Source organism: Paractinoplanes abujensis, from assembly GCF_014204895.1.
GTDB lineage: Bacteria > Actinomycetota > Actinomycetes > Mycobacteriales > Micromonosporaceae > Actinoplanes > Actinoplanes abujensis.
The window spans coordinates 1,571,241-1,593,808 of sequence record NZ_JACHMF010000001.1; the positions used below are offsets into that span (position 1 = coordinate 1,571,241).

Here is a 22,568-nt window from a genome sequence, read left to right on the forward strand (position 1 = left end):
GGGGCCTGTCCTGGGCTCAGAACGCCGCGATCGGGCCTTCGACGCGTTCGCGCCGGGACAGCGTGCGGAGCACCGGGAGGAAGCCGTGCCGCGCCGCGGAGAGGCGGGCCAGGCAGACGGTCACCGCGTCGGCGGCCGCGGGCGGGACCGGGGGAGTGGGCCGGTCGAGGCTGACGGCCAGGTCGTCCAGGTGCACCGTGAGCTCGACGAGCCGGGTCAGCAGGCACTGCTCCAGCGGCATGACGTGGGCGAACACCTGCACCGGGCGGTCGGGCGGCAGCGTGGGCAGCAGCGTGCCGAGGCGGGCGCGGGCGGCGTCGAAGGCAGCGGCCAGGGCGGCCGGGCCGGCGGCGGCCTCCTGCTCACCCGTCTCGCGGATCCGGGCCGGCACGGTGTCGCCCAGGTCGGGCGCGGGTGCGGCGCCGGCCAGGTAGTAGGCGACGGCATCGATCGGGGTGCCGCCGTACTCCGATGGGGTCTCCAGCCAGCGCTCGACGTTGAAGACCGCGCGGGCCAGATGCCCGGCCAGGCCGCTGACCCGGAACGACGGCAGCGCGCTGGGCTGCTGCCACCGGCCGGTCAGCTCGGCGCAGTGCAGCAGCCCGGAGACGGCCGCGGCGGTGCCGAGAAACGCCTGCTTCACGTGTCGAGGTTCGTGGGGACGGGGACCGGGAGCGACGCGGGCTCGGGCGGCGGGGCCAGCGCGGTGAACGCGGCCCACGGCATGCGCTCGACCGTGTCGGCCGTACCGTCCGCCAGGATGGCCCGGTAGGCCTGCGACGCCGAACGGGCCGCGGCCAGCAGGGCAGCCAGCGGGTGCAGCACGAGCCGTACGCCGAGGGCGGCCAGCCGGGCGTCGGGCAGCAACGGCGGGGTCGTGGCCGCCTCGGACCGGGACAGCACCAGCGGCACGCCGGGCAGCGTGGCCTGCAGCAGCGACAACTCGCCGTGCGTGCCCACTCCGGCCGGGAGCACGGCGTCGGCGCCCAGCTCGGCGAACCTGCGGCAGTCCTCGACCACGGCGTCCAGCCCGCCCGCCGCGTACGCGTTGGTCCGGGCCACGACGGCGAGGTCGGGCACCTGGGCCCGCAGCTCGGCGACCATGCCGGTGACGACCACGCCCGCGATGCCGGCCCGCTGATAGGACAGCGCCGTCCACACCGCGCCCTGCTCGGTCTCGAAACCCGAGCCCGCGTCGGCCAGCAACGGCGTGCCACCGAGCACCGGGCCGAGCGTGGCCGCGCGGTCGGCGAGTTGTGTGGCCGGCACGAAGCCGACGTCCGGGCGGCCCATCATCACCGAGGCCACGGCCGCCTTCGCGAAATACACCGCGCGGTGGCCGGCGTGCACGGCGAGCGTCGCGCTCAACGGGTCGAACACGCCCGGCACATGGGTCACGCGCCCGGCCGACAGCAGGTCTCGGAAAGCGTTCATGACCGTGTATTCAACGCGAGGCCGCCCGCCCACCGACAGCCCGCCCAGGACATTTACGATCATCTTTATGGAGGAGACCCGGTCGAGATCCGTGGCGGCGGTCGAGCGAGCGATGGACGTGCTGCTGCTGTTCGGCCGCACCGAACGGGCCGACCTGGGCGTCACCGAGATCGCGGCCACGCTCGGGCTGACCAAGGCCGCCGTGCACCGCATCCTGACCGCGCTGCGCAACCGCGAGCTGATCACGTTGGACCCGCAGAGCCGCCGGTACGCGCTGGGCCACGCCGCCGTCGCGCTCGGCCGGGCCTATCTGACGCGGGCCGACGTACGGGAAATGGCGGCTCCGGAGCTCAAATATCTGAGCGGGCGCACCGGCGAGACGGCGACGCTCTCCCTGCGGCGCGGCGACACCCGCCTGTACGTCGACCAGGTCGTGCCCGACCAGGAGCTGCGCCTGGAGGTGACCATGGGCGTCCCGTTCCCGCTGCACGCCGGCGCGTCGTCCAAGACGTTTCTGGCCTTCGACCTCGACGGCTACCTCGACCGCGGCCGCCTGGAGGCCCTGACCGAACACACGATCGTCGACCCGGCCCAGCTGCGCCGCGAACTGACCCGCATCCGCGAGCAGGGCTACGCCACCTCCCACGGCGAACGCCAGCCGGCGGCCTCCTCGATAGCCGCCCCCATCTTCAACCACGACGGCCGGATCGCCGCCGTGATCAGCGTGGCCGGCCCGGCCCAGCGTTTTCACCCGGGCGCCGACCCCGCAGTCACCGAGCAACTCCTGGCCGGCGCGGCCCGGGTCTCGGCCCAGCTCGGCTGGAAGCCCTGAACGGCAGACCACGTCGACTCCCCGGCCTCCAGGCTTCTGATCACGGTCACAAGAGTGCGCGTCGTCTATCTCCTGGTGTTCCTCGGTCTTCTGGTGGCCGGCTTCTTCATCGACGCCCCCTGGTGGGTCAAGGCGGTGATCGGAATCGCCGTGATGGTTCCCCTCGCTGTCGCCGACATCGTGACCACCGGGAAGCGGCAATTGACGCACCCGTAGGCGCGGGACCGCGTGCCGGGTCGCGGTGGGTGAGGTGCTCAGGCGGGGGAGAGGCCGGCGTCGGCGAAGATGTGCCGGGCCAGGGCTGAGCTGAGGAACGTGACGAAGGCGTCGGCGGTCACGGGGTTGCCACCGGTGCTGGGGCGGATCGCCGTGTAGCGGTCGGCCAGCCCGGTGGCCTGCTCGAAGTCGACCGACCGGAGGTCGCCGCCCGCGGCCACCACGTCCGTGCGGTAGGTCAGGGCCGCGTCGGCGGCACCCGTACGGACCCGGGCCAGCGCGGTGGAGGCGTCGGCTTCGACGGAGGGGTGCCGCACGTCGACGGCGGCCGCGTCGAGGGCGGCCCGGCTGCCGCGGCCGCACGGGGTGGTTTCGGCGCACAGGGCGACCGTGGCGTCGCGCAGGTCGCCGATCGCGCGGATCCGGTCGCCGGTGGGGGGCAGGGCGATGACGATCGGGTTGCGGGCGACGACGGTGGGGGTGCCACGGTCGTGCGCGGCGGTGACCATGGTGGTGGCGGCCTCGTCGGACGAGAGGAACACGTCGACGGGCATGCCGTGCAGGATGTGCTGCGCGTGCTCGAGGCCGGCGCCGTAGTCGACGGACACCTCGGTGCCGGGGAACGCCTCCTCGAACTTGGGAACGAGCTGGGTCAGGGTGTCACGCAGGGGGTCGGCGGCGTGCACGACGACGGTGCCCCGGGGCGCGCCCGACGGTGCGGGACCGGCGCTGTGCTCGTGGCGATGTCCGGTGGGAACGGTGGGAGCGGGCGCGGCGGCCGGACCGGAGCACGCCGCCAGGCTGAGGACGACGACGAGGGTGACGCGGCGAAAGGTCATCGATCTCCGTTCCCGGGGGCCGCCCGGCCCGTGGGGGCGGGCCGGGCGGCGGCGTGCGTACGGGGGTCAGCAGGCGCCCTTGTCCTGCCAGGCGCCCCACTCGCCGGTGGTGCCGGGCTCCTCGCCCTGCGTCCAGTAGCGCGCGGTGTAGGCCCGGCCCTTGTGCGAGACGTTCATGCCGCCCGTGTAGACGGCCGACGCGTTCCACGCCGCCCCGCAGGTGGTGGGCGGGTTCGTCGGCGGTGTGGTCGGCGGGTTGGTGCCGCCGCCGCTCACGGTGACGTCGACGCAGGAGTAGAACGCCATCGGGGTGTCGAAGATGTTCCAGACGGCCAGGATCTTGTGCCGCCCGCCGGGCAGACCGGTCAGCTGGTGGCTGAGCACCTGCGGCGGCTGGGCGTTGCCGTTGGTGAACGTCTGGTGCAGCCGGCCGTCCACGTAGTACTGCCAATTGAGCGTGCGGTGCATGGCCGTGTTGCGCCAGGTGAACGCCGTCGAGCTGCCGACCGGGGTGACCCGCCAGCCCTTGTTGTCGTCGTTGAGCACCGTGTACGAGCTGCCGCCGCTGCAGCTGGTCGACCCCTTGGGCGCCTCGACGCTCTGGGGCTCGTACTGGATGGAACCGCAGTTGGCGACCGCGCCGGTGGCGCACTGGTCCTGACGGCTCGGGGGACTGGTGATCCAGCCATGGGCGCTGGCCGGGCTCGCGGGGGCAATGACAGCGATCAGCGGAGCGGTGAGGACGGCCGCGACCAGCAGGGCCAGTCTTCTTCTCAGGCTCATTGTCGCTCCCTTCGGGGGATACGCGGAGCTTCGTCCCATCAGCGAACGTCAATACAGTTAACTTTGTCAACAGTTCCTTCATCTTCCGAAGACGTGGTCGCCGCGAGCGCCGCGTATCTGCGGTCGGGCCGCTCCGGGAACTGATGTTGCAGGCGTTCGAGTTCGGTGAAGCCGGCCTTCGCGAGCCGGGCCGAGAAGGTGTCCACCGGCCACCGGTACGCGGTGACGACCGCATGATCGAAGGCGGCCACCTCGTCGTCGCTGTCGAAGAAGCCGATCACGAGCCGCCCGCCCGGAGCCAGCAGCCGGCGGAACCCGGCCAGCACCCCGTCCAGCTCCCGCGGCGGCAGGTGAATCGTCGAATACCAGGAGAGGACACCCGCCACCGAGTGGTCCGCCACGTCGACCTCGGTCATGGAGCCGAGCCGGAACCGCGGGCCGGGGAAGGTCACCTGCGCGTGCTCGATGAACTCGGGCACCATGTCGACGCCGGTCACGTCGGCCCCCTGCGCGTGCAGGGCGGCGGACCAGTGACCGGGGCCGCACCCCAGATCGAGCACGGGACCGTCGAGGCCGGTGAGGTGGCGCCGGATCAGGGCCGCCTCGTCGCCGGTCTTCCAGTCGCCGTCGAACAGGCCGATGTACTGCTCGGACAGGGACGAATAGGCATCACGTACGGGCTGATTCACCGCGACACTCTAGAGGCTCGCAGGCCCCGTCCCGATCCTCAAGTAGCGTCGCGCGCGACCGATCGTCTGCGATCGTGCGGACACTGCCTCGACGAGCATCCGGCGCCCAGCGGGGACTGGCGTTGCTCTACGCCGCCGTGCTCGTCGCGGCCGGGGTCGCGCTGAGCGTCGGCGGCGGCGCGTTCGGCGCGGTGGCCGAGATCGGCCGGGCCCTGTTCGGGGTGGCCGGTCTCGTCGCCGCCCTGCTCGCCGCCCGTGACGTGACCTCGCGGGCACGGCAGGCATGGCGCGCGGTCGCGGTGAGCTTCGCGGTGCTGGCGGTGACACCGGTGATCGCGTTGTTCACCACGTCGCCGGTGCTCGACGACGTCAGCCACGTCGCGTTCGTCGGCGCCCTGGTAATCGCCCTGCAGCTGTTCCCGCTGGCCCCCGCGAGCCGGCGGGAACGCTGGAAGACCGGGCTGGACGCGGCAGTCGTGCTGGTCGGCGGTTTCATGCTGCTGTGGTTCCTCGCCATCGGCCCGTACGTGGACCGGCACGGCTGGACCAGCGAGGCGATGCTGCTCCCCGTCGTCGACCTGGCCCTGCTGTTCAGCGTCTCCCGCGCGCTGCTGCGCCGGGCCGAAGGGGCGCTGCGCCCGCTCGCGGCGGGCGCGCTGGTCCTGTTCGCCGGTGACGCCGTCCACGGCGCGACCTCGCAGCTCTCCCCGTGGCAGTTCCTCGTCTGGCTCACCGCCGACGCCCTGCTCGTGGCGGCGGCGGTCGAACAGCGGCGACCCGTCGTCCGCCGCCCCTTCGCGCCCGTGCGGTACCTGCCGTACGCGGCCGTGGCCGTCGCGCACGGGCTGATGCTGCTGGCCGCTGTTCAACAGGGCGCCCTGTTCCCGTGGGGCGGCTTGGCCCTGGGCGGCGCCACGATCAGCGTGATCGTGCTGACCCGGCAGGCCATCGTGCAGCGTGAGAGCGACGAGCGCGCGGTCACCGACGAGCTGACCGGCCTGGCCAACCGGGCCCGCTTCCGCGAGACCTCGCACCGCGCGCTGGCCCGGGGCGAGCGGACCGGCCGGCTCAGCGCCGTGCTGGTGATCGACCTCAACGGCTTCAAGGAGGTCAACGACACTCTCGGGCACAAGTCGGGCGACCTCGTGCTGGTCGAGTTCGCCAAGGCGCTGCGGGCCGGCGTGCCGTCGTGGGGGCTGCCGTGCCGGCTCGGCGGCGACGAGTTCGCGGTGGTGCTGCCCGACCTCGACTTCGCCGAGCAGGCCTACGACGTGGCCGGCGCGCTCGCCTCGGCCCTGGCCCCGGTGGTGGTCGAGGGCCGGCTGATGCCGCTGGCGGCCGGCATCGGCATCGCCGTGTCGGGCCCGGGCGAGCTGACCCACGACGTGATCGTGCACCGGGCCGACCTGGCCATGTATCGCGCCAAGCGGCTGGGACCGCAGACCCGCTGGGCCGTCTGGCAGGAGTCGTTCGAGCAGGACCGTGCGGCCGCCTAGTCGACCACGCGTGGCATCACCCGGCGCACGGTGACGGGGTCGCCGGGGCTGCCGCCCGCCTTGGACTTGTATTCGGGCACGCCGACGCAGGTGAACAGCAGCGTCACCAGGTCTTCGGGCTCGTGCAGCAGCGCGGGCACCTCGGAGTCGAGGAAGGTCATGCCGGTGGCGCCGGCCCCGACCGCGTACGCGGCCAGGTGCAGGCGGCCCTCGACGAGACCGGCGGCGAGCTGGGCCGTGCGGTAGGAGCGGTCGTCCAGGCCGGCGCCGGGCGCGGCCGCTATCACCACGTACGCCGCCTCGGCCGACAACGACTGGCCCAGCGAGACGCGTTCCAGCTCGGACCGAAGATCGCCGGGCACGATCGGATGCTCCAGATCGGGCCAGCGGTAGATGCCGGGCGCGACGCCGTCGACGCCGTGCACGGCCACCCAGTGCGGGATCTCGACGCCACGCAGCGCGGCCGCCATGGGCCAGGTCAGCGACTCACGGGGGAGGGTCTTCGTGCGGTCCATGCGGCGCTGCGAGCCCCGGCGGCGGATCACGGCATCGAGAGTGTCGCTCTCGACGACGGCCTCGACGGGGTCGCCGGTCGGCCACGGACCGCCCGGGCCGGCCTGGTCGCCGGCCCGCTGCGCCTGCGTGACCAGGGGAAACTCGATCGGTGGGAGGTCGCCGGGGGTGGCCGGGCCGGTCGAGACGACGGCCGGCGCGCCGTCGCCCAGGGTGAGCAGCGCGAGCGGGAACTCGTGCACCCCGTCCGCGCCGACCAGCGCGGTGACCTGGGCGTCAGGGAACACCGTGCGCAAGCGCGGGCCGAACGCGGCGGCGGCCGCCTCCAGCTGGGCCAGCAGGGTGCCCGCGTCCCAGTAGAGGTGGCGGAAGCCGCGCTCGGCGTAACGCCAGCCGGTGCGCCACGGCACGCCGGTGACGACGAGGGTGGTGGTGTCGCCCTCGGTGGGCGGGCCGATCCGCACGAGGGCGTGCGCCACCGGGTCGTACCAGTGCACGCCGTCGTCGACCCCCTCGACCGCACGGGTCACCGCGTAGACCTCGAGCGGGAAGCGGGCCCCGGCCGAGCCGGCCGCGCGGAACAGCATCGAGCGCCCGTCACGGGTCATCGTGCGCACCACGCCGGCCCCGAGGAACAGCACCCGGCCGAGGTGGGCGGCGTCCAGCGGCTGGGCGGGCGGGGCGTGGCCGGACAGCACGTCGGCGGCCGCCACGCCCGGGTCGGGCCACTCGCGCGGCAGCGGCGTGACCGGCAGGCCGTCGGGATAACCCTTGACCTGCGGCGGGGAGGTCTCGGGATCGTTCGGTCTCAGGTCGTGCCGCACGCGGGGGTCGTCGGCGGGGACGTCCCACTCGCGGTCACCCGAATAGGACGTGAGGCGGTGCAGCAGGCCGGCGCCGGTTTCCATGTCCACAGCGCTACTCTGCCATCCGGGTACGACAAAACTAGGCGAGGACGGTCATGGCCAGCATCTTCACGCAGATCATCAACGGCGACCTGCCGGGGCGCTTCGTCTGGTCCGACGACCGGGTGGCCGCGTTCCTGACCATCGCGCCGCTCACCGCCGGGCACACGCTGGTCGTGCCGCGCGAGGAGATCGACGACTGGACCCGGATGCCGGCCGACCTCGCCGCCCACGTGATGGCGGTCAGCCACACGATCGGCGGGGCGCTCAAGCGGGCGTACGGGTCGCCCCGGGTCGGCCTGGTGATCGCCGGTTTCGAGGTCCCGCACGCCCACGTGCACGTCTTCCCCGCGTACGAGATGGCCGACTTCGACTTCGCCCGCGCCGACGCCGACGTGCCCGCCGCGCGGCTGGACGAGGACCTCAAGCGGATCCAGGCCGCTTTGGGCAGCTAGCTGTCGCAGGCCACGCCGTCGCCGTCGCGGTCCAGGTCGTAGATGTCGTCGCCGATGACGTCGACCGGGCCCTTCACGTAGGCGGGTCCGTTCCCGCTGCCGCCCGCGCAGTCCACGTCACTGGCGATCGGCACGCACCCGCTGTAGTTCGGGTCGCATTCGCTCTCGGCCTTGACCCCGACGGCGATCACCTGCGCGACGGGCCGGCGCTTGACGACGGACTTGACCATGCGCCGCTTGCTCGGCTCGCCGTTGGTGTAGGTGATCTGCCAGGTCACCGTGCGCACGCCCGGCACACCCTTGGTCCGTACGCGGGTCTTGCCCTCGGCCAGGGAGTCGTCGGAGACCTTGCGGGTGGGGAACGGAATCTTGGTGTCGACGGTCATGGTCTTCTTGGTGGTGCCGGCCGCGGTGGTCGCCGGCGCCGCGGCCGGATCCGTGCCGGTCGCCGCCGGATCCGTCACCGTGGCCGCGGCCGTCTGCTCCGCCGTGGGGCCCGGCGGCGCCGTGGCGGTCGCCGTCGTTGCCGTCTCGACCGGCTGCACGTCGGCCGCGAGCCGGTCGGTCTCCGGGCTGTCGCTGCTGCTGTTGCCGCCGCTCGCGACCACGCCGACCGCGGCCACGCCTCCGAGGCAGGGGAGCGCCAGCGCGGCCGCGATCAGGCCCACGCGTTGCCGGAGGGTGAGCCGTTGCCAGAAGCCGGGCCGGTGCGGTGTCTGATACGTCACCGCGCCAGTCTGGACGTCCCGTTTGCCCCCGCGCGTCGGCGCTTCGGCCGACGACCCTGGCCGAAAGAGCCGAACCGTCGACGCCTCTTTGCCGGCGGCACCGCGTAACGGAGGACCCGCGCGCGACGACGTGGCCGGCCTGATCCGGCCGAGCTCGTGGACGACGAGGGTCAGTCCGCGACGAACAGGGCGATCGTGCCGCCCAGCGGGGTGAGCATGAAAGCCGCGACGGCACAGGTGAGCACGGTGGCGGCGAGGCTCCACCGGGAAGCACCGCGGCGCAGCACGAGCGGCACGACCGAGAGGGCGACGAGCGCGATCATGAACGGCGCGCCGAGCAGTGTGATGAAGAAGCCCGGCACCCCCAGCAGCCAGCCCGGCACGATCCACAGCCAGGTGGGCGGGTCGGCCCGCGGCGCCCACAGGTAGGGCACGACGGCGGCGGCCACGTACGCCGCGACGACGTAGAGCTGCACGACCGCGATCGGCCCGGGGCCCCGGGTGGGCGCCGACGCCCGGCTGGTCACGTCGGTGGTTGTCATGACCGTGACTGTAGACCGCGCCGTGAAGGGCTATGGTCCGCCGGTGCGTCTGTGGAAGATCAAGCGTCCGGGTGGGGTCCACTTGTTCGAGCTGCGGACCGTGGCCGAGGATGCGGAGGGCGCCTGGCTCGCGGGGCCGGCCGGGTCGCCGTGGGTGGCGCCGCACGATCGGGGAACGTCGGCGATGCCCGTCGTGGTGTGGCTGGCCGAGGGGCGGCCCTGGGCGGCGTGGTGGGTCGGTGATCCGGGCGACCGGCGGCTCGAGATCGACGTGTGCCTGCCACCCGAGCCCGTCGAGGACGGCTGGCGATATGTGGATCTGGAGCTCGACCCGGTGCTGCACCTCGCGGACGGGCGGGTCGAGATAGAGGACTGGGACGAGTACGAGGAGTCGCTGCTGCGCGGCTGGATGACCGCGGACGACGGCGAGCTCGCGCGGGCCACGGCGCAGGCGTGCGCCGAGGAGCTCCGGGGGCCCGCGAAGCCGTGGCGGGAACGCGGATGGGAGCTGCTCGACGGTCTGGAACGGGGGGCCGGGTGAACGAGGACGCCGTGCTGGCCCGGATCGGGCAGGCCGTCGAGATGCACCACGGCCGCGGGCGGCCGGATGCCGCGCGGGAGATGTTCGCGGGGATCTGGGCGGAGATCGGCGGTGAGCGGGGAGACCCGCTGCACGTGTGCGTGCTCGCTCACTCGATGTCCGACGTGCAGGACGACCCCGAGCGGGAGCTGGAGTGGGAGTTGCGCGCGCTGGACGCGGCCGGGCGGCTGACCGACGAACGGGTGGCCGCGGCCGGGGTCCCGCTGACGGTGGCCGGGCTGTATCCGTCGCTGCACCTCAACCTGGCCGACTGCTGTCGCAGGCTCGGCCACCTCGACCGGGCCCGCGAGCATCTGGCGCAGGCGCGGGCCACGATCGGCGCGCTCGGCGACGACGACTACGGCCGCCTGATCCGCGACGGACTGGACCGTCTGGCGCGCGACCTGGCCTGAGGTACGAAAGAACCAAAACGTTTACGCCTATGTGCACACTCCGGCGTCCGGCGGGGTCTCGCCGACGGCGGTTCTCGGCTACCGTGAGCGCACGTCCTTGTTGGAGAGTGGGGGTTCGCCATGCGCCTCGTCCCCGGAATTCTGATGCTCTCGCTGGCAGTCGTGCTCGTCGAGGCGGCGCCGGCCCACGCGGCGTCCCCCGGCGGCCGCATCCTTGCGGTCGACGAGGGCGGGCAGGGGGTCTTCAGCGTGCGCGCCCGCGGCGGTGACGTGCGCAGCCTCAACCTGGCCATTCCGGCGTACGGGCATCCCGACTTCTCGCCCGACGGCAAGCGCGTCACGTTCGCCGAGCAGTACAGCGTCTACACGGTCAAGGCCGACGGCACCGACCGCCGGTGGGTCATCGACGGACCGTCGGCGCCGGCCTTCCCGCGCTGGTCGCCTGACGGCACCGAGATCGGCTTCGAGTCGGGCAACATCATGGCGGGCGCGGTCGCCGCCCCGGCCGGCCGCCCGGTCTACACGGGCTCCGACGGCGGTTCGCTCACCTTCGACTGGTCGCCCGACGGGCGGCACGTGGCGGTCGTGCTGTCGTGGACCGTCGGCGGTGAACCGTGGGACCCGATCTACGCCCGCGACATCTGGATCGCCCGCGCCGACGGCTCGAACGTCGCCCGCCGCCTCACCAGCCGCGCGGAGGCGTGGGATCCGTACCGGATCGCGTGGAGCCCCGACGGCCGCACCCTCGCCGCCGAAGCTCTGGGTGACTTGTGGTCGATCGACGTGCGCAGCGGCGCCACGACCAACCTGACCGGCACGCCCACGGTCGTCGAGTCGAGCCCGATCTGGTCGCCCGACAACCGGGTGCTCGCGTTCGGCCGCCAGGCCGCGGGGGCCACCGGCCCGCAGGTGTGGTTGCGTCCGGCCCGGTCCCGCGGCGACACCGGGCGCAGCCTGGGCGTCGACGGCGTCCCGACGAGCTGGCGCTGACCACCGCGCCGCCCGTCCTGCTTGTCGTGACCGGGCCGCCCGGGGCCGGCAAGTCCACCCTCGCGCGCCGGCTGTCCCGCGACCTCGGGTGGCCGGCGCTGCACCGCGACGAGATCCACGCCGGCATGTCTCCGCCCGACATGCTCCGGACGTACGACGTCTTCTTCGCCGCGATCCGCCTTTACCTCACCAGCAACGTGTCCCTCGTGGCGGAGGCGGCTTTCCAGCATCCGGCCTGGGCGCGCGGGTTGGAACCTCTGCTGCGCCACGGCGATGTGCGCATTCTGCGCTGCGGTGCCGCTATGGGTGCGCTGGACCGGCGCATCGCCGAGCGGGGCCAGCCACCGCGGGACCATACCTTTGATCTCGTACGGGTTGACGTGCCGACGCTCGACGTGGACACCACCGATGGTTACGCGCCCGGACTCGACGTGCTGCGGGAGTTCGCCAGCCCGGCCACCAGCAGCTGAACCAGGCGCCGGGCGTCGTAGCGCGGATTGCTGCCAGCGCAGAGCCCGCCGACGCCGTACATGAGTTCGGCCGCGTCCTGTCCGGGCCGGATCTGCCCGGCGTCGGCGGCCGCCGTGAGCAGCCGGGCGCAGACGGGTTCCAGCCTTTCCAGGAAGTACGAGTGCAGCGGGTCGTAGCAGGGGTCGTCGGACTGCAGCACCCGGGCCAGGCCGAGCTTGGTGACCACGAAGTCGACCAGCAGATCGATCCACTGCTGCAGGGCCTCGTACGGGGTGGGGCTGCTCCCGAGCAGTGCCGGGCCGGCCGCGGCGAGCGTTTCGACCTGGTGGCGGTAGACGGCCACGATCAGGTCGGCGCGGGTCGGGAAGTGCCGGTAGATCGTGGCCGTGCCGACCCCGGCCTCGGCCGCGATGTCGCGGATCGGCGCCTCCACCCCCGAGCGTACGAAGATCGTCGCGGCCGCGCCCAGCAGCGCCTCTTGATTGCGCCGGGCGTCGGCCCGTTTCGGCCGCGAAGCCGTGTCGCTCACCACATCACCTCACCGCAGCTAAGCGGGACACCGTCCCGTATCGTCAAGCGGGACAGCGTCCCACTTGAGGAGGATATCCGATGACGACGTACGTACTCGTGCACGGCGCGTGGCACAACGGCCAGGCCTGGCACCGGGTGACCCCGCTGCTCACCACGGCCGGCCATCGCGTGCTCGCCCCCACCCTGACCGGCCACGGCGATCAGTTCGACCCGCGCGCGGGCCTGGAGACGTACGTCGCCGACGTCGTACGGCTGCTGGTCGAGGAGGACCTGACCGACGTGGTGCTGGTCGGCCACAGCTACGCCGGCCTGGTCATCAGTTCCGTGGCCAACGACGTGCCGGAACGGATCAGTCACCTGATCTACCTCGACGCGATGGTGCCCGTGCACGGCGAGACCGCCCTCGACGTCATGCCGATCACCCGGGTGCTGGTCGACTCGGCCGCGCAGTCGGGCACACCCGATCGGGTGCCGCCGCTGCCCGAACTGCCCGCGCCGCACGGCCTGTTCGGCGTCACCGACCCCGACGACATCGCCTGGCTGCGCTCCACCCTGGTCGACGAGCCGATCCGCGCCTACGAGCAACCCGTACGGCTGGACAACCCGGCCGCCGCGGGGATCGCCCGCACCCACATCCACTGCGTCGGCTTCGAGCCCGACGGCATCACCCGGCGGCCCGTCGACGACCCCCGGGCGCAGGTGTGGGAGCTGCGCAGCGGCCACGACTGCATGCTCACCGTCCCCGCCGACCTGGCCGCGCTGCTGCTCAAGGTGGCCTGACGGGTCTACCGTCGACGGATGACTCCCGACGCGCCGCCCGGCTCGTTGCGCACCGGCGAGGTGGCCGCCCGAGCCGGCGTCAACATCCAGACCCTGCGCTACTACGAACGCCAGGGCCTGCTGGCCACGCCCGCCCGCTCGAACGGCGGCCACCGTCTCTACCCGCCCGGCACCGTCCACCTGCTCACCGTCATCAAGGCCGCCCAGCGCCTCGGTTTCACGCTCGCCGAGGTGGCTGCCCTGCTCGCCGCGGGCCGCCGCCCTTACCCGGCCCCGGACCTGCGCGCCCGCGCCACCGACAAGATCGCCGAGATCGACCGGAGGATCGCCGATCTGACCGCCATCCGCGCCACGCTCACTCAAGTGGTCGACGCCCGATGCGACAGCCTGACCAACTGCACTTGTCCCGACTGCCCCTTGCCGGCCGTCAACGGCTCGAGTCACCCCAGCACATAGGCTCGCCGGTCCGCTACGGGAGCCGGCCGTTCGGATCGGCCGCCGCAGGACCGGCCCGGCCCACGGTGACGTGCCGGGAAGTCACCTGCCGGTCATCCGGGTCGGCTACGGTCCGCCGATGACGAGCTTGCTGCACCTGACGGACACCGGTGGGGCCGGGCCGGCGATCGCGTACGACTGGGCGGACCACCGCCGTCACCTGACCCGGGTGCTCGACGGCTTGGACGGGCCTTTCTGGCTGGCCGGGCACGGCTGGGGTGCGGGGCTGGCCGTCGAATACCCTCCACCCACCCCGGCCGCGTGCGGGGTGTCGCCGTCACCGAGGGGCATCTGCGGCCGCTCGCCTCGTGGGAGGAGTTCGACGAGGGCGGGCGCGATCCTGACCGCCGACCGGGTCGAGGAGGTGCGGCGGGCCGCCCCGCGCCTCCGCATCCGCAACGTGGGGGAGGGCCTGCACTTCCTGCCCGAGGACCGGCCCGCCGAGATCGCGGCGGAGCTGGCGCAGTGGATGGCTCAAGCCACCGCGCGGGCCAGGGACAGCGCGAACCGGCCGCCGTCGTCGGTCCACCACTGGTCGAGCGCGAAGCCGGCCTCGGACAGTTCCTTCTCGACACCCTCCCGGCGGAACTTGGCCGAGATCTCGGTGCGGATCTCCTCGCCCGGGGCGAACTCGACGACCAGGCCGACGGCGGGAATCGTGACACGCATGGGCCACCGGGCCCGCAGCCGCATCTCGATCCACTCCTCCGCGGCGTCCCAGAGGGCCACGTGGGCGAACCCGTCGACGTCGAAATCGGCGTCCAGGTGGCGGTTGAGCACGCGCAGCACGTTCTTGTTGAACTCCGCGGTCACCCCGGCCGCGTCGTCGTAGGCGGGCACCAGTTCGCGGGGGCTCTTCACCAGGTCGGTGCCGAGCAGCAGGTGCTCGCCGGGGCGCAGCACCGCGCGCAGGTCGGCGAAGAAGCGGGCCCGGGCGGCCGGCTCGAAGTTGCCGATCGTGCCGCCGAGGAACGCCACGAGCCGGCCGGGGGTGTCGGGCACCGCGCCCAGGTGCCGGGTGAAGTCGCCGACGATCGGGTGCACGCGCAGGGCCGGGAAGTCGGCCCCGATCTGCTCGGCCGCGGCCGCCAGGGCCGATGGTGAGACGTCGACGGGGACGAACGCGGTGAGCGGCAGCGCCTGGAGCAGCAGCCGGGTCTTGGTCGAGTAGCCGGCGCCCAGCTCGATCAGGGTGCGCGCGCCGGTCAGCCGGGCCACTTCCGGGGCGTACGAGGTGAGGATCGCGCGCTCGGTGCGGGTCGGGTAGTACTCCGGCAGCTCGGTGATCTGCTCGAACAGCTCACTGCCGCGGGCGTCGTAGAACCACTTGGGCGGCAGCCACTTGCGGGCGGCGGTCAGGCCGGCCACCACGTCGGCGCGCAGAGCGTTCTCCTGGACATCGGCGTCGAGAAGGACCTTCATGCTTCTCCCAACGGACTCTGGTGCAGGTCGGCAGCCGTGGCGACCACCAGGGTGCGGTCGGCCACGGGCTGCCAGGACGGGTCGTCGTCGAGCGGCTCGGAACTGATCAGCACCGAGCCGGCCCGCTTGCGCACGGACAGGGCATGGCCGTACGTGCTGGCCACCACGGTCTCGCCGTCGGTGAGCAGCAGGTTGAGCCGGGAACCGGGGGCGGCCGCGGCCACCTCGGCGATCGTGCCCGCGATCGCCTCCCGCAGGCCGGCGCCGTGGCGCAGCCGGTGGCGGACCAGGGCCCACAGCAGCGCCGCGTCGGTGGGCGCGTCGAGCGTGAGCAGATCGACCGGGGGCAGGGCGGCGGCCGGCTCGGCCATCGAGCCGGGCCAGCCGGTGACCTTGCCGTTGTGGCTGAACAACCACGGCCCCTCGGCGAACGGGGCCGCGGCCTGCTCGGTGACCGGCATGCCGACGGTGGCGCTGCGCACGGCGGCCAGGATCGCCCCCGCCGACGTGACGGGGGCGAGCCCGGGCAGAGTGGTGTCGCTCCACAGCGGGGTGGCCCGGCGATAACGCACCGGGCCGCCACGCGCGTACCAGCCCACGCCGAATCCGTCCGCGTTGATCGTGCCGCCGCCGCGCATGTCGGCCGGCGCCCACGACTGGTGGGCCAGCGAGTGCGCGGGCTCGAACAGCAGGCTCGACAGCGGGATCGGCGGGCCCAGATAGGCCAGGTGGCGGCACATCAGGCGGTGCGGGCCAGCCGGAAACCGCTGAAGATCTGCCGCCGGATCGGATAGTCCCAGTTGCGGAACGTGCCCCGGGCCGCGTTGTGGTCGGTGCCGAACGAGCCGCCGCGCAGCACCTTGTAGTCGGGACCGAAGAAGACCTCCGAGTACTCGCGATAGGGGAACGCGGAGAAGCCCGGATAGCCGTGGAAGTCGCTGGACGTCCACTCCCAGACGTCGCCGATCAGCTGGTGCACCCCGAGCGGGGACGCACCCGCCGGGTAGGCGCCGGCCGGGGCGGGACGCAGGTGCTGCTGCCCCAGGTTGGCGTGGCGCGGCTCGGGTGTCTCATCACCCCACGGGAACCGGCGTGAGCGTCCGGTCGCCGGGTCCCAGCGCGCCGCCTTCTCCCACTCGGCCTCGGTCGGCAGTCTCTTGCCGGCCCACTTCGCGTACGCCTCCGCCTCCCAGAAGCACACGTGGACAACCGGTTCCTCCCGTACGACCGGGGCCGTGCGACCGAACGTGGTGGCCACCCAGCCGTCGCCGTCGCGCTGCCAGTGCGCGGGAGCGACCAGCCCGGCCGTCTGCCGGTGTTCCCATCCGGCCGCGCTCCACCACCGCGGGTCGTCGTAGCCCCCGGCGTCGATGAACGCGGCGTACTCGGCGTTGGTGACCGCGGCCCGGTCGATGTGGAAGGCGGGCACCTGCACCTGATGGGCCGGGCGTTCGTTGTCGAGCGCCCAGGGCTCGGTGTCGGTGCCCATCGTGAACGGCCCGCCGGGCACGAGCACCTCGCCGCCGACGAAGGACGGGGCCGCGGGCGGCTCGGGGGCCGTCAGGACCGGCGCACCCACCCGCAGCTGGTGGGTGGCCAGCATGGTCTCGGCGTGCTGCTGCTCGTGCTGGATGATCATGCCGAAGGCGAACCCGTCGGTCACCAGCCGGCGGCCGCCGTCGATGCGGGCCCGGTCGAGCACGTCGAGGGCCTTGTCGCGCACCTCGGCCACGTAGCGCCGGGCCTCGGCCGGGGTGAGCAGCGGCAGCGCCACCCGGTCGCGCCGGGCGTGCTTGAACGCGTCGTAGAGCTCGTCGATGTCGGGCCGCAGCGGGTCGCGGCCGCCGACGTCGCGCACCAGCCACAGCTCCTCCTGGCTGCCGACGTGGGCCAGATCCCACACCAGCGGCGACATGAGCGGCGAGTGCTGCCGGATCAGATCGCCGTCGTCGACGGCCTCGGTCAGCAGGGCGGTGCGGTCACGGGTGCGCAGCAACTCGGCCGCGACGCGCTCGCGCAGCCGATCGGTCTCGATGGTCATCGCAACTTCCGTTCGATCGAGTCGAGGACGCCGGCCTGGAGCGGGCCGGGCTCGAGGCGGCGGGCGGCCAGGTCGAGCACGGCGGTGGCGGCGCGGCGCAGGGCCGCGTCCTGCAGACCGCAGCGGTAGGCCGCCTCCCAGCGGTCGGCCACCGGCTGGGCCAGGTCGAGCGCGGCCGCGGTGGTGGCCGGGTCGGCCAGCAGGGTGGCCAGCACGGCGACCGGGGCGAACCAGTCGCCGGCGGGCTGGGCGTCGAGGTAGCGCACCTCGAGATAGCCGTGCGGGCGGACCGGCGGGAACAGGGTGGTGAGGTGGTAGTCGACGTCGTCGGTGGTGAGCGGCAGGGGCAGCGCGCCCCGGGCCCAGTCGCCCAGCGTCGTGCCGGGCGGGGTGGCCCAGCAGCCGCCGTCGCGCCGCACGCAGGTGAGCGGCGCGGCCAGGGCGTAACGCACCCAGTCGCCGGCCGGGTCGTCGGAGACGCCGACCGGGTGGGTGAGGCGCGGGTCCATCGCCCACCAGGTGGCCATGCGGGCCGAGGCGAAGCCGGTGTCGCGCCCGGCGTGGCGCCGCGAGTTGGCGAACGCGGCCAGCAGCGGCGGCCCGAGCGCCGAGACCGTGGCCCAGCGCAGCGCCAGGTCGGCTTCGTGGCCCGCGTCGAGGCAGGCCTGCAGCCCGGCTGTGCTGTTCATCATGACCCGGCCGTCGGGGCCGCGGGCGTCGAACGACTGCTCCATCGCGTCGTAGCGCGGGGTGTGGACCAGCCGCCGGGGCGCGCGATGCGGGTCTATGCCGTGCCGGCCCAGCGTAAGGCCGGCCGAGCCGAGCAGGGCGGTGAGGTGGGCCGTGTCGGCGCTGACCGCCGCGTGCAGATCGGCGAGCGTCGCGGCCGGGGCGGAGGAGATCTCCACCTGTCCGCCGGGTTCGACAGTGACCGTGCTTCCGGCGGGGAGGGGTTGCGGTGGACTGAGGTCACCCGGGGGCTTCAGGGTGACCGGGGTGTGCGGGCCGAGCGCCTGCCGCAGTTTCCCGGCCGTGAGCGGCGCCGACGGCGCCACGGTGTGGTGCAGGGTCCATTCGAGTTCGGCGCCCATGAGCGCGGGTGGGCCGGTCTTGAAGCAGATGGCACGAATCCGCGCCTCCACCTCGCTCTGGGTGCGCAGGACGGCCGCGGTGGCTTCACCGTCCGTCAGCAACCGTACGCTTTTGGTCATGCCTCGAAACTAGATCCGGGGTACGACATTTTCTCGAACGGCGCTCAACGCGTCCTCTGTGTACAGGCGCCATGCAGCAACGATGCCTTGCAGTGATCTGAGTCACTCGTGGGGGAGCCGGGCGTTAAGGGGCACTTAAGCCGGACCGGACTCACCACCACCGCATTGACCTGCGTAAACGGAAATTTGTCCCGTACTGCTTCGAGGATCCTGAACTTCTCCTGGACACCTCCCGTACTGGAGGGCGGCACGCCACGGCGGAGTGGCGTGACGACGCACGAGTTAGGGAGTCGCGATGGCCGGGACCGGAATCGACACCTCGATCCTGCACAAAGGGGCCCACAGCGCCTCCTACTTCGACCTCTCGCGCAGCGCGGGCGAGGGCGTGGAGATCGTGGACTTCTGCATCCCCTGCAATCCGTACTTCCCGACCCCCGAGATGTTCGACGAGCTCACCCGCGACCTCAAGAACATCCTGAAGTACTACCCGAGCGACTCCACCAGCATCACCAAGAAGCTGTGCAGCGTGCTCGGGCTGCACCCGCAGACGGTGGCCATGGCCAACGGCTCCACCGAGCTGATCACCTGGATCGACCACCTGCTGATCAAGGAGAGCGTGGCGATCCCGATCCCCACGTTCGGCCGCTGGACCGACCAGCCGCTCGAAACCGGCAAACGGGTCGACATGTTCCCGCTGCAGGAACGCGACGGTTTCCGGCTCAACCTCGACGACTACGTGCGCTTCATCCGCGACCGCGGCTCCCGCGTGGCCGTGATCTGCAACGTCAACAACCCCGACGGCTGCTACCTGCCCCGCCGCGACGTCATCCGCTTCATGGACATGCTGGGCGACCTCGACCTGGTCGTCATCGACGAGTCGTTCATCGACTTCAGCGACCTGGAGCAGTATCCGTCGGCCGGGCCCGACGCGGTCATCCGGCCCAACACGGTCGTGCTCAAGAGCCTGGGCAAGAACTTCGGCCTGCACGGCATCCGGTTCGGCTACCTGATGGCCAACCCGTCGATCGCCGGCAAGATCGGCAAGGCCCTGCCCAAGTGGAACCTGAACTCGCTGGCCGAGAAGGTCGTCTTCATGATCCAGGACCACGAGGAGGAGTACGAGGACAGCCTGCGCCTGCTCAGCCGCGACCGTCGTGCCATGGCGGGCGAGCTGGGCCGCATCCCCGGGCTGACCGTCTTCCCCTCGCAGGGCAACTTCATCCTGGTCAAGCTGCCCACCGAGTGGTCCGGCGTGGCGCTGCGCGACTACCTGGTGGCCAACCACGGCGTCTACACCCGCGAGTGCGGCAACAAGCTCGGCATGACCAGCCAGTTCATGCGCCTGGTGGTGCGTCCGGCCCGCGACGTCGACCGGCTGATCGACGGCATGATGGACTACGGCCGCCAGTTCCGCGTCCGGTCGTACTCCGAGGAGCCGCCCATGGAGCGTGGGCGCAGCTGGAGCGGCGGGCTCGACGAGGCCCCCGACAACCTGATCCCGTACCCGTCACGCCGTTCGAGCGAATACACGGCCCGCCGCGCCGCGAACGCATAGCCGGCCTCTCGTGGACGCGGGCGCGAGCGTTCGGCAGGCGGTCATCATCCCGTCACTTCCTTGCCATCGGGGGCCGACAGGGTGATCGTCGTCGAGACGTCCACTCAGGAGGCAATGATGCCCACCCGCCGCCACCTTCTCGCCGGCGCCGCCGCGGCCGCCGGCGCCGCCGCCCTGCCGGCGGGGGCCGCGCACGCAACAGGGACGGCGGGCCTGTTCCCGCTCGGCGTGGCCAGCGGTGACCCGCTGCCGACGGCCGTCATCCTGTGGACCCGGCTGGTGCGCGCCGGTCTGCGCCGCCCGGTCGAGGTGGAGTGGCAGGTCGCCCGGGACGAGCGCTTCCGCCGGGTGGTGCGCCAGGGCCGCACGACCGCCCGCGCCGAGCTGGCCCACTCCGTGCACGTCGACGCGCGCGGCCTCGACGACGGCCACGAATACTTCTACCGCTTCCGCGCCCTCGGTCAGATCAGCCCCACGGGCCGCACGCGGACCGCGGTCTCCCCGCACCGCAGCGCCCAGCGGTTGCGCTTCGGCATCGTGAACTGCCAGGACTTCCAGAACGGCTACTGGCCCGCCTACTGGGGCCTGGCCGCCGAGGACCTCGACGTGGTCGTGCACCTGGGCGACTACATCTACGAGTACGACCCGGGCAGCCGCTTCGCCGACCGCAACCACACCACGCCGGCCACGCCGGGGCTCGACCAGCTCGTCACGCTGGACGACTACCGGGCCCGGCACGCGCAGTACAAGTCCGACCCGGCGCTGCAGGCCGCGCACGCCGCGTTCCCGTGGATCGTCACCTGGGACGACCACGAGACCGAGAACAACTACGCCGGCCTGATCGACGAGGTCGACGACACCGGGGCCACGTTCCGGGCACCGGCGCAGTTCGCCCGCCAGCGCGCCGCCGCCTACCAGGCCTACTACGAGCACATGCCGATCCGCGCCGATCTGCGCCCGGGCAGTGCCGATCTGCGGATCTTCCGTCGCTTCGACTTCGGCCGGCTGCTGCGCCTCAACGTGCTCGACACCCGGCAGTACCGCAGCGACCAGCCCGGCGGTTTCCCGGGAGACTTCGGCCTGGCCGAGGCGGGGCTGGCCAACGCGGCAGGCACGCTCACCGGCGAGCACCAGGAGAGCTGGCTCAAGCGGGGCCTCGACCACTCGCCGGCCCGCTGGAACGTGGTGGCCCAGCAGGTGATGATGAGCCGGATCAAGTTCCCCAACCCGACCGGCGCCCCGGTCCCGCCGATCGTGGCCAACCTCGACCAGTGGGACGGCTACGCCCCGCAGCGCGCCCGGTTCCTCACCTACCTGGCCGACCGGCGGGTCAGCAACCCGATCATCCTGGCCGGCGACATCCACTCGACCTGGTTCTCCGAGCTGCGCACCGACTTCGACCGGCCCGAGCTCAAGCCGGTCGCCGTCGAGTTCACCGCCACCTCGGTCAGCTCGGACTTCCCGATCGCCTTCGACGCGCCGCTCAAACAGGTCAACCCGGTCCTCAACCCGCACGTGCGCTACTTCGACGGGTCCAAGCGCGGCTATCTGCGCTGCTCGGTCGGCCGGTCCGTCTGGCACACCGACGTCCGTACGGTCGACACGATCGACGTGCGTGAGGCGCCGGTCACCACGAGCGCGTCGTGGGCCGTCGAAGCGGGGACCAGCGTCCTGACCCGATAAGCTCCTCCGGATGCGCACGAAGGAGCAGTTGACCGAGGACATCCGCGAGTCGAAGCGGGCGGTGCTGGTCGTCAACGCTCATTCGCGCCGCGGCCGGCTGCTCTACGACAACACGTTCGAGCGGCTCAAGCAGGCCGGGTTCACGCTGCTCGGGGCGACCGCGGTCGAGCGGCCGCGCGAGCTGCCCCGGCTGCTCGCCGAAGGCCTGGCCAAGGGGCCCGACCTGCTCATCGCGGGCGGCGGCGACGGCACGATCAGCACGGCGGCCCGGCTGCTGGCCCATCGCGACGTCGCGCTGGGGCTGCTCCCGCTGGGCACCACCAACAACTTCGCCCGCACCGCGCACACCCCGCTCGACCTCGGCGAGGCCGTCGAGGTGCTGGTCAAGGGCAAGGTGATCGACCTCGACCTGGGGCTGGCGGGCGACGAGCCGTTCACCAACCACGTCGGGGTCGGGCTGTCGGCCGAGGTCATGCTCAAGGCGCCGCGCCCGCTCAAGCGCGCCCTGGGCCGCCTGGCCTACCCGCTGACCGCGCTCGGCCTGCTGACCCGGCACCGGCCGCTGCGCATCACCGTGCGCACCGAGGGCCGCAGCCACGAGTTCAGCAGCCACCAGGTGTACGTGGCCAACGGCGGCCACCACGCGGGCCGCCCCATCGCCGGTGACGCCGATGCCGACGACCGGCTGCTGGTCACGTACGCGGTCGGCGGTCCGAAACGCCGGGAGTTGCTGGTCGAGACGGCTCGCAACGCCGCCAAGGGACCTTCGCGCACGCTGCGGGAGGAGCCGTTCCTGGCCACGGGGGAGCTGTGGCTGGAGACCGACCGCCCGGCCCGGGTGGAGGTCGACGGCGAGCCCGCCGGCCGCACCCCGATGCGCATCGGGCTGGCCGCCAACGCGCTGCGGGTGATGGCCCCGGCCGGCACGCCCGACCGTTAGCCTCTCAACTTTTGCCCCGAGCGG

General features: G+C 72.7%; 26 protein-coding genes. 13 read left to right on the forward strand and 13 right to left on the reverse strand.

Translation table 11 applies throughout. The annotated features are described in order from the left end of the window. Positions 1-16 precede the first annotated feature (16 nt). Both BKA14_RS06595 and BKA14_RS06600 read right to left on the reverse strand, forming a co-directional pair. Entirely contained in the window at positions 17-643 is a 627-nt protein-coding gene (locus tag BKA14_RS06595) for a maleylpyruvate isomerase N-terminal domain-containing protein (protein ID WP_184950022.1), read from the reverse strand. After that, positions 640-1,434 carry an isocitrate lyase/phosphoenolpyruvate mutase family protein gene (locus tag BKA14_RS06600; protein WP_184950023.1) on the reverse strand — a complete coding sequence of 265 codons (795 nt, stop codon included), beginning with the start codon at positions 1,432-1,434 and terminating at the stop codon, positions 640-642. The genes BKA14_RS06595 and BKA14_RS06600 overlap by 4 nt, the downstream gene beginning before the upstream one ends. Positions 1,435-1,501: 67 nt before the next feature. Between BKA14_RS06600 and BKA14_RS06605 the strand changes: the two genes are divergently transcribed. Beyond that, positions 1,502-2,266, forward strand: coding sequence for an IclR family transcriptional regulator (locus BKA14_RS06605; RefSeq protein ID WP_184950024.1), 765 nt, complete (start codon positions 1,502-1,504; stop codon positions 2,264-2,266). A gap of 54 nt (positions 2,267-2,320) precedes the next feature. After that, positions 2,321-2,482, forward strand: coding sequence for a hypothetical protein (locus BKA14_RS06610; protein ID WP_184950025.1), 162 nt, complete (start codon positions 2,321-2,323; stop codon positions 2,480-2,482). A gap of 38 nt (positions 2,483-2,520) precedes the next feature. Here BKA14_RS06610 and BKA14_RS06615 read toward each other — a convergent pair whose 3' ends face one another. The 3 genes from BKA14_RS06615 to BKA14_RS06625 all read right to left on the reverse strand — a co-directional run bounded on the left by BKA14_RS06615 (position 2,521) and on the right by BKA14_RS06625 (position 4,793). After that, positions 2,521-3,321 (reverse strand): substrate-binding domain-containing protein, encoded by an 801-nt coding sequence (locus BKA14_RS06615; RefSeq protein ID WP_184950026.1) that lies wholly within the window; start codon positions 3,319-3,321, stop codon positions 2,521-2,523. Positions 3,322-3,387: 66 nt separating this feature from the next. Beyond that, the gene (locus BKA14_RS06620; protein ID WP_184950027.1) at positions 3,388-4,104 is read right to left on the reverse strand and encodes a lytic polysaccharide monooxygenase; all 717 of its coding nucleotides are present in this window, start codon (positions 4,102-4,104) and stop codon (positions 3,388-3,390) included. 38 nt (positions 4,105-4,142) lie between these two features. Then, on the reverse strand, positions 4,143-4,793 hold the full coding sequence (locus BKA14_RS06625; RefSeq protein WP_184950028.1) for a class I SAM-dependent methyltransferase: 651 nt from the start codon (positions 4,791-4,793) through the stop codon (positions 4,143-4,145). 74 nt (positions 4,794-4,867) lie between these two features. Here BKA14_RS06625 and BKA14_RS06630 point away from each other — a divergent pair, with 74 nt between their 5' ends. Then, positions 4,868-6,289, forward strand: coding sequence for a GGDEF domain-containing protein (locus BKA14_RS06630; RefSeq protein ID WP_184950029.1), 1,422 nt, complete (start codon positions 4,868-4,870; stop codon positions 6,287-6,289). Here BKA14_RS06630 and BKA14_RS06635 read toward each other — a convergent pair. Next, positions 6,286-7,710, reverse strand: a complete 1,425-nt coding sequence (locus tag BKA14_RS06635; protein WP_184956606.1) for a nitroreductase family protein — start codon at positions 7,708-7,710, stop codon at positions 6,286-6,288. The two genes, BKA14_RS06630 and BKA14_RS06635, sit on opposite strands and share 4 nt — an antisense overlap. A 53-nt stretch (positions 7,711-7,763) precedes the next feature. Between BKA14_RS06635 and BKA14_RS06640 the strand changes: the two genes are divergently transcribed. Beyond that, positions 7,764-8,162: an HIT family protein gene (locus BKA14_RS06640; protein WP_184950030.1), complete on the forward strand. Its 399-nt coding sequence runs from the start codon at positions 7,764-7,766 to the stop codon at positions 8,160-8,162. On the opposite strand, the gene BKA14_RS06645 is transcribed toward BKA14_RS06640, so the two are convergent. After that, positions 8,159-8,890, reverse strand: coding sequence for a G5 domain-containing protein (locus tag BKA14_RS06645; protein WP_239092427.1), 732 nt, complete (start codon positions 8,888-8,890; stop codon positions 8,159-8,161). The genes BKA14_RS06640 and BKA14_RS06645 overlap by 4 nt on opposite strands. 170 nt (positions 8,891-9,060) lie before the next feature. After that, a complete protein-coding gene (locus tag BKA14_RS06650; RefSeq protein ID WP_184950031.1) occupies positions 9,061-9,432 on the reverse strand; it encodes a hypothetical protein in 372 nt (123 codons plus the stop codon). Between BKA14_RS06650 and BKA14_RS06655 the strand changes: the two genes are divergently transcribed. From BKA14_RS06655 to BKA14_RS06670, 4 genes are all read left to right on the forward strand, one after another. Next, positions 9,431-9,973 (forward strand): ribonuclease FAU-1 family protein, encoded by a 543-nt coding sequence (locus BKA14_RS06655; protein ID WP_184950032.1) that lies wholly within the window; start codon positions 9,431-9,433, stop codon positions 9,971-9,973. The two genes, BKA14_RS06650 and BKA14_RS06655, sit on opposite strands and share 2 nt — an antisense overlap. Beyond that, entirely contained in the window at positions 9,970-10,425 is a 456-nt protein-coding gene (locus BKA14_RS06660) for a hypothetical protein (protein ID WP_203721963.1), read from the forward strand. Before BKA14_RS06655 ends, BKA14_RS06660 begins: the two co-directional genes overlap by 4 nt. Positions 10,426-10,545: 120 nt before the next feature. Continuing rightward, a complete protein-coding gene (locus tag BKA14_RS06665) occupies positions 10,546-11,415 on the forward strand; it encodes a PD40 domain-containing protein (RefSeq protein ID WP_184950034.1) in 870 nt (289 codons plus the stop codon). 26 nt (positions 11,416-11,441) lie between these two features. Beyond that, complete coding sequence (locus BKA14_RS06670; RefSeq protein ID WP_184950035.1) at positions 11,442-11,885, forward strand: AAA family ATPase; 444 nt, start codon at positions 11,442-11,444, stop codon at positions 11,883-11,885. Here the strand turns inward: BKA14_RS06670 and BKA14_RS06675 are convergent. Continuing rightward, the gene (locus BKA14_RS06675; protein WP_184950036.1) at positions 11,828-12,415 is read right to left on the reverse strand and encodes a TetR/AcrR family transcriptional regulator; all 588 of its coding nucleotides are present in this window, start codon (positions 12,413-12,415) and stop codon (positions 11,828-11,830) included. The two genes, BKA14_RS06670 and BKA14_RS06675, sit on opposite strands and share 58 nt — an antisense overlap. An 80-nt stretch (positions 12,416-12,495) precedes the next feature. Here BKA14_RS06675 and BKA14_RS06680 point away from each other — a divergent pair, with 80 nt between their 5' ends. Both BKA14_RS06680 and BKA14_RS06685 read left to right on the forward strand, forming a co-directional pair. After that, positions 12,496-13,197 carry an alpha/beta fold hydrolase gene (locus BKA14_RS06680; RefSeq protein ID WP_184950037.1) on the forward strand — a complete coding sequence of 234 codons (702 nt, stop codon included), beginning with the start codon at positions 12,496-12,498 and terminating at the stop codon, positions 13,195-13,197. A gap of 18 nt (positions 13,198-13,215) precedes the next feature. Beyond that, positions 13,216-13,653 carry a MerR family transcriptional regulator gene (locus BKA14_RS06685; RefSeq protein WP_184950038.1) on the forward strand — a complete coding sequence of 146 codons (438 nt, stop codon included), beginning with the start codon at positions 13,216-13,218 and terminating at the stop codon, positions 13,651-13,653. 513 nt (positions 13,654-14,166) lie between these two features. Here BKA14_RS06685 and egtD read toward each other — a convergent pair. Genes egtD through egtA form a run of 4 tightly spaced genes read right to left on the reverse strand, consistent with a single transcriptional unit; the run spans position 14,167 to position 18,366 of the window. Then, entirely contained in the window at positions 14,167-15,114 is a 948-nt protein-coding gene (gene egtD, locus BKA14_RS06690) for an L-histidine N(alpha)-methyltransferase (RefSeq protein ID WP_184950039.1), read from the reverse strand. Then, positions 15,111-15,854 carry an ergothioneine biosynthesis protein EgtC gene (gene egtC / locus BKA14_RS06695; protein WP_184950040.1) on the reverse strand — a complete coding sequence of 248 codons (744 nt, stop codon included), beginning with the start codon at positions 15,852-15,854 and terminating at the stop codon, positions 15,111-15,113. The genes egtD and egtC overlap by 4 nt, the downstream gene beginning before the upstream one ends. After that, positions 15,854-17,155, reverse strand: a complete 1,302-nt coding sequence (gene egtB / locus BKA14_RS06700) for an ergothioneine biosynthesis protein EgtB (RefSeq protein WP_184950041.1) — start codon at positions 17,153-17,155, stop codon at positions 15,854-15,856. The genes egtC and egtB overlap by 1 nt, the downstream gene beginning before the upstream one ends. After that, a complete protein-coding gene (egtA, locus tag BKA14_RS06705; protein ID WP_184950042.1) occupies positions 17,152-18,366 on the reverse strand; it encodes an ergothioneine biosynthesis glutamate--cysteine ligase EgtA in 1,215 nt (404 codons plus the stop codon). The genes egtB and egtA overlap by 4 nt, the downstream gene beginning before the upstream one ends. Before the next feature lie 295 nt (positions 18,367-18,661). Here egtA and BKA14_RS06710 point away from each other — a divergent pair, with 295 nt between their 5' ends. From BKA14_RS06710 to BKA14_RS06720, 3 genes are all read left to right on the forward strand, one after another. Beyond that, positions 18,662-19,921 carry a pyridoxal phosphate-dependent aminotransferase gene (locus BKA14_RS06710; RefSeq protein ID WP_184950043.1) on the forward strand — a complete coding sequence of 420 codons (1,260 nt, stop codon included), beginning with the start codon at positions 18,662-18,664 and terminating at the stop codon, positions 19,919-19,921. A gap of 81 nt (positions 19,922-20,002) precedes the next feature. Further along, positions 20,003-21,604 carry an alkaline phosphatase D family protein gene (locus BKA14_RS06715; protein WP_311776102.1) on the forward strand — a complete coding sequence of 534 codons (1,602 nt, stop codon included), beginning with the start codon at positions 20,003-20,005 and terminating at the stop codon, positions 21,602-21,604. A gap of 10 nt (positions 21,605-21,614) precedes the next feature. Beyond that, a complete protein-coding gene (locus BKA14_RS06720; protein ID WP_184950044.1) occupies positions 21,615-22,544 on the forward strand; it encodes a diacylglycerol/lipid kinase family protein in 930 nt (309 codons plus the stop codon). Positions 22,545-22,568 lie beyond the last annotated feature (24 nt).

What these genes read in the sequence shown, in the direction of transcription:
- BKA14_RS06650 (WP_184950031.1), bottom strand. Translation starts at nt 9,432, where the DNA reads ATGACAACCACCGACGTGACCAGCCGGGCGTCGGCGCCCACCCGGGGC.
- egtA (WP_184950042.1), bottom strand. Translation starts at nt 18,366, where the DNA reads ATGACCAAAAGCGTACGGTTGCTGACGGACGGTGAAGCCACCGCGGCC.
- BKA14_RS06710 (WP_184950043.1), top strand. Translation starts at nt 18,662, where the DNA reads ATGGCCGGGACCGGAATCGACACCTCGATCCTGCACAAAGGGGCCCAC.
- egtB (WP_184950041.1), bottom strand. Translation starts at nt 17,155, where the DNA reads ATGACCATCGAGACCGATCGGCTGCGCGAGCGCGTCGCGGCCGAGTTG.
- BKA14_RS06655 (WP_184950032.1), top strand. Translation starts at nt 9,431, where the DNA reads ATGACCGTGACTGTAGACCGCGCCGTGAAGGGCTATGGTCCGCCGGTG.
- BKA14_RS06600 (WP_184950023.1), bottom strand. Translation starts at nt 1,434, where the DNA reads ATGAACGCTTTCCGAGACCTGCTGTCGGCCGGGCGCGTGACCCATGTG.
- BKA14_RS06605 (WP_184950024.1), top strand. Translation starts at nt 1,502, where the DNA reads ATGGAGGAGACCCGGTCGAGATCCGTGGCGGCGGTCGAGCGAGCGATG.
- BKA14_RS06665 (WP_184950034.1), top strand. Translation starts at nt 10,546, where the DNA reads ATGCGCCTCGTCCCCGGAATTCTGATGCTCTCGCTGGCAGTCGTGCTC.
- BKA14_RS06635 (WP_184956606.1), bottom strand. Translation starts at nt 7,710, where the DNA reads ATGGAAACCGGCGCCGGCCTGCTGCACCGCCTCACGTCCTATTCGGGT.
- BKA14_RS06620 (WP_184950027.1), bottom strand. Translation starts at nt 4,104, where the DNA reads ATGAGCCTGAGAAGAAGACTGGCCCTGCTGGTCGCGGCCGTCCTCACC.
- BKA14_RS06685 (WP_184950038.1), top strand. Translation starts at nt 13,216, where the DNA reads ATGACTCCCGACGCGCCGCCCGGCTCGTTGCGCACCGGCGAGGTGGCC.
- BKA14_RS06640 (WP_184950030.1), top strand. Translation starts at nt 7,764, where the DNA reads ATGGCCAGCATCTTCACGCAGATCATCAACGGCGACCTGCCGGGGCGC.
- BKA14_RS06615 (WP_184950026.1), bottom strand. Translation starts at nt 3,321, where the DNA reads ATGACCTTTCGCCGCGTCACCCTCGTCGTCGTCCTCAGCCTGGCGGCG.
- BKA14_RS06680 (WP_184950037.1), top strand. Translation starts at nt 12,496, where the DNA reads ATGACGACGTACGTACTCGTGCACGGCGCGTGGCACAACGGCCAGGCC.
- BKA14_RS06720 (WP_184950044.1), top strand. Translation starts at nt 21,615, where the DNA reads ATGCGCACGAAGGAGCAGTTGACCGAGGACATCCGCGAGTCGAAGCGG.
- egtD (WP_184950039.1), bottom strand. Translation starts at nt 15,114, where the DNA reads ATGAAGGTCCTTCTCGACGCCGATGTCCAGGAGAACGCTCTGCGCGCC.
- egtC (WP_184950040.1), bottom strand. Translation starts at nt 15,854, where the DNA reads ATGTGCCGCCACCTGGCCTATCTGGGCCCGCCGATCCCGCTGTCGAGC.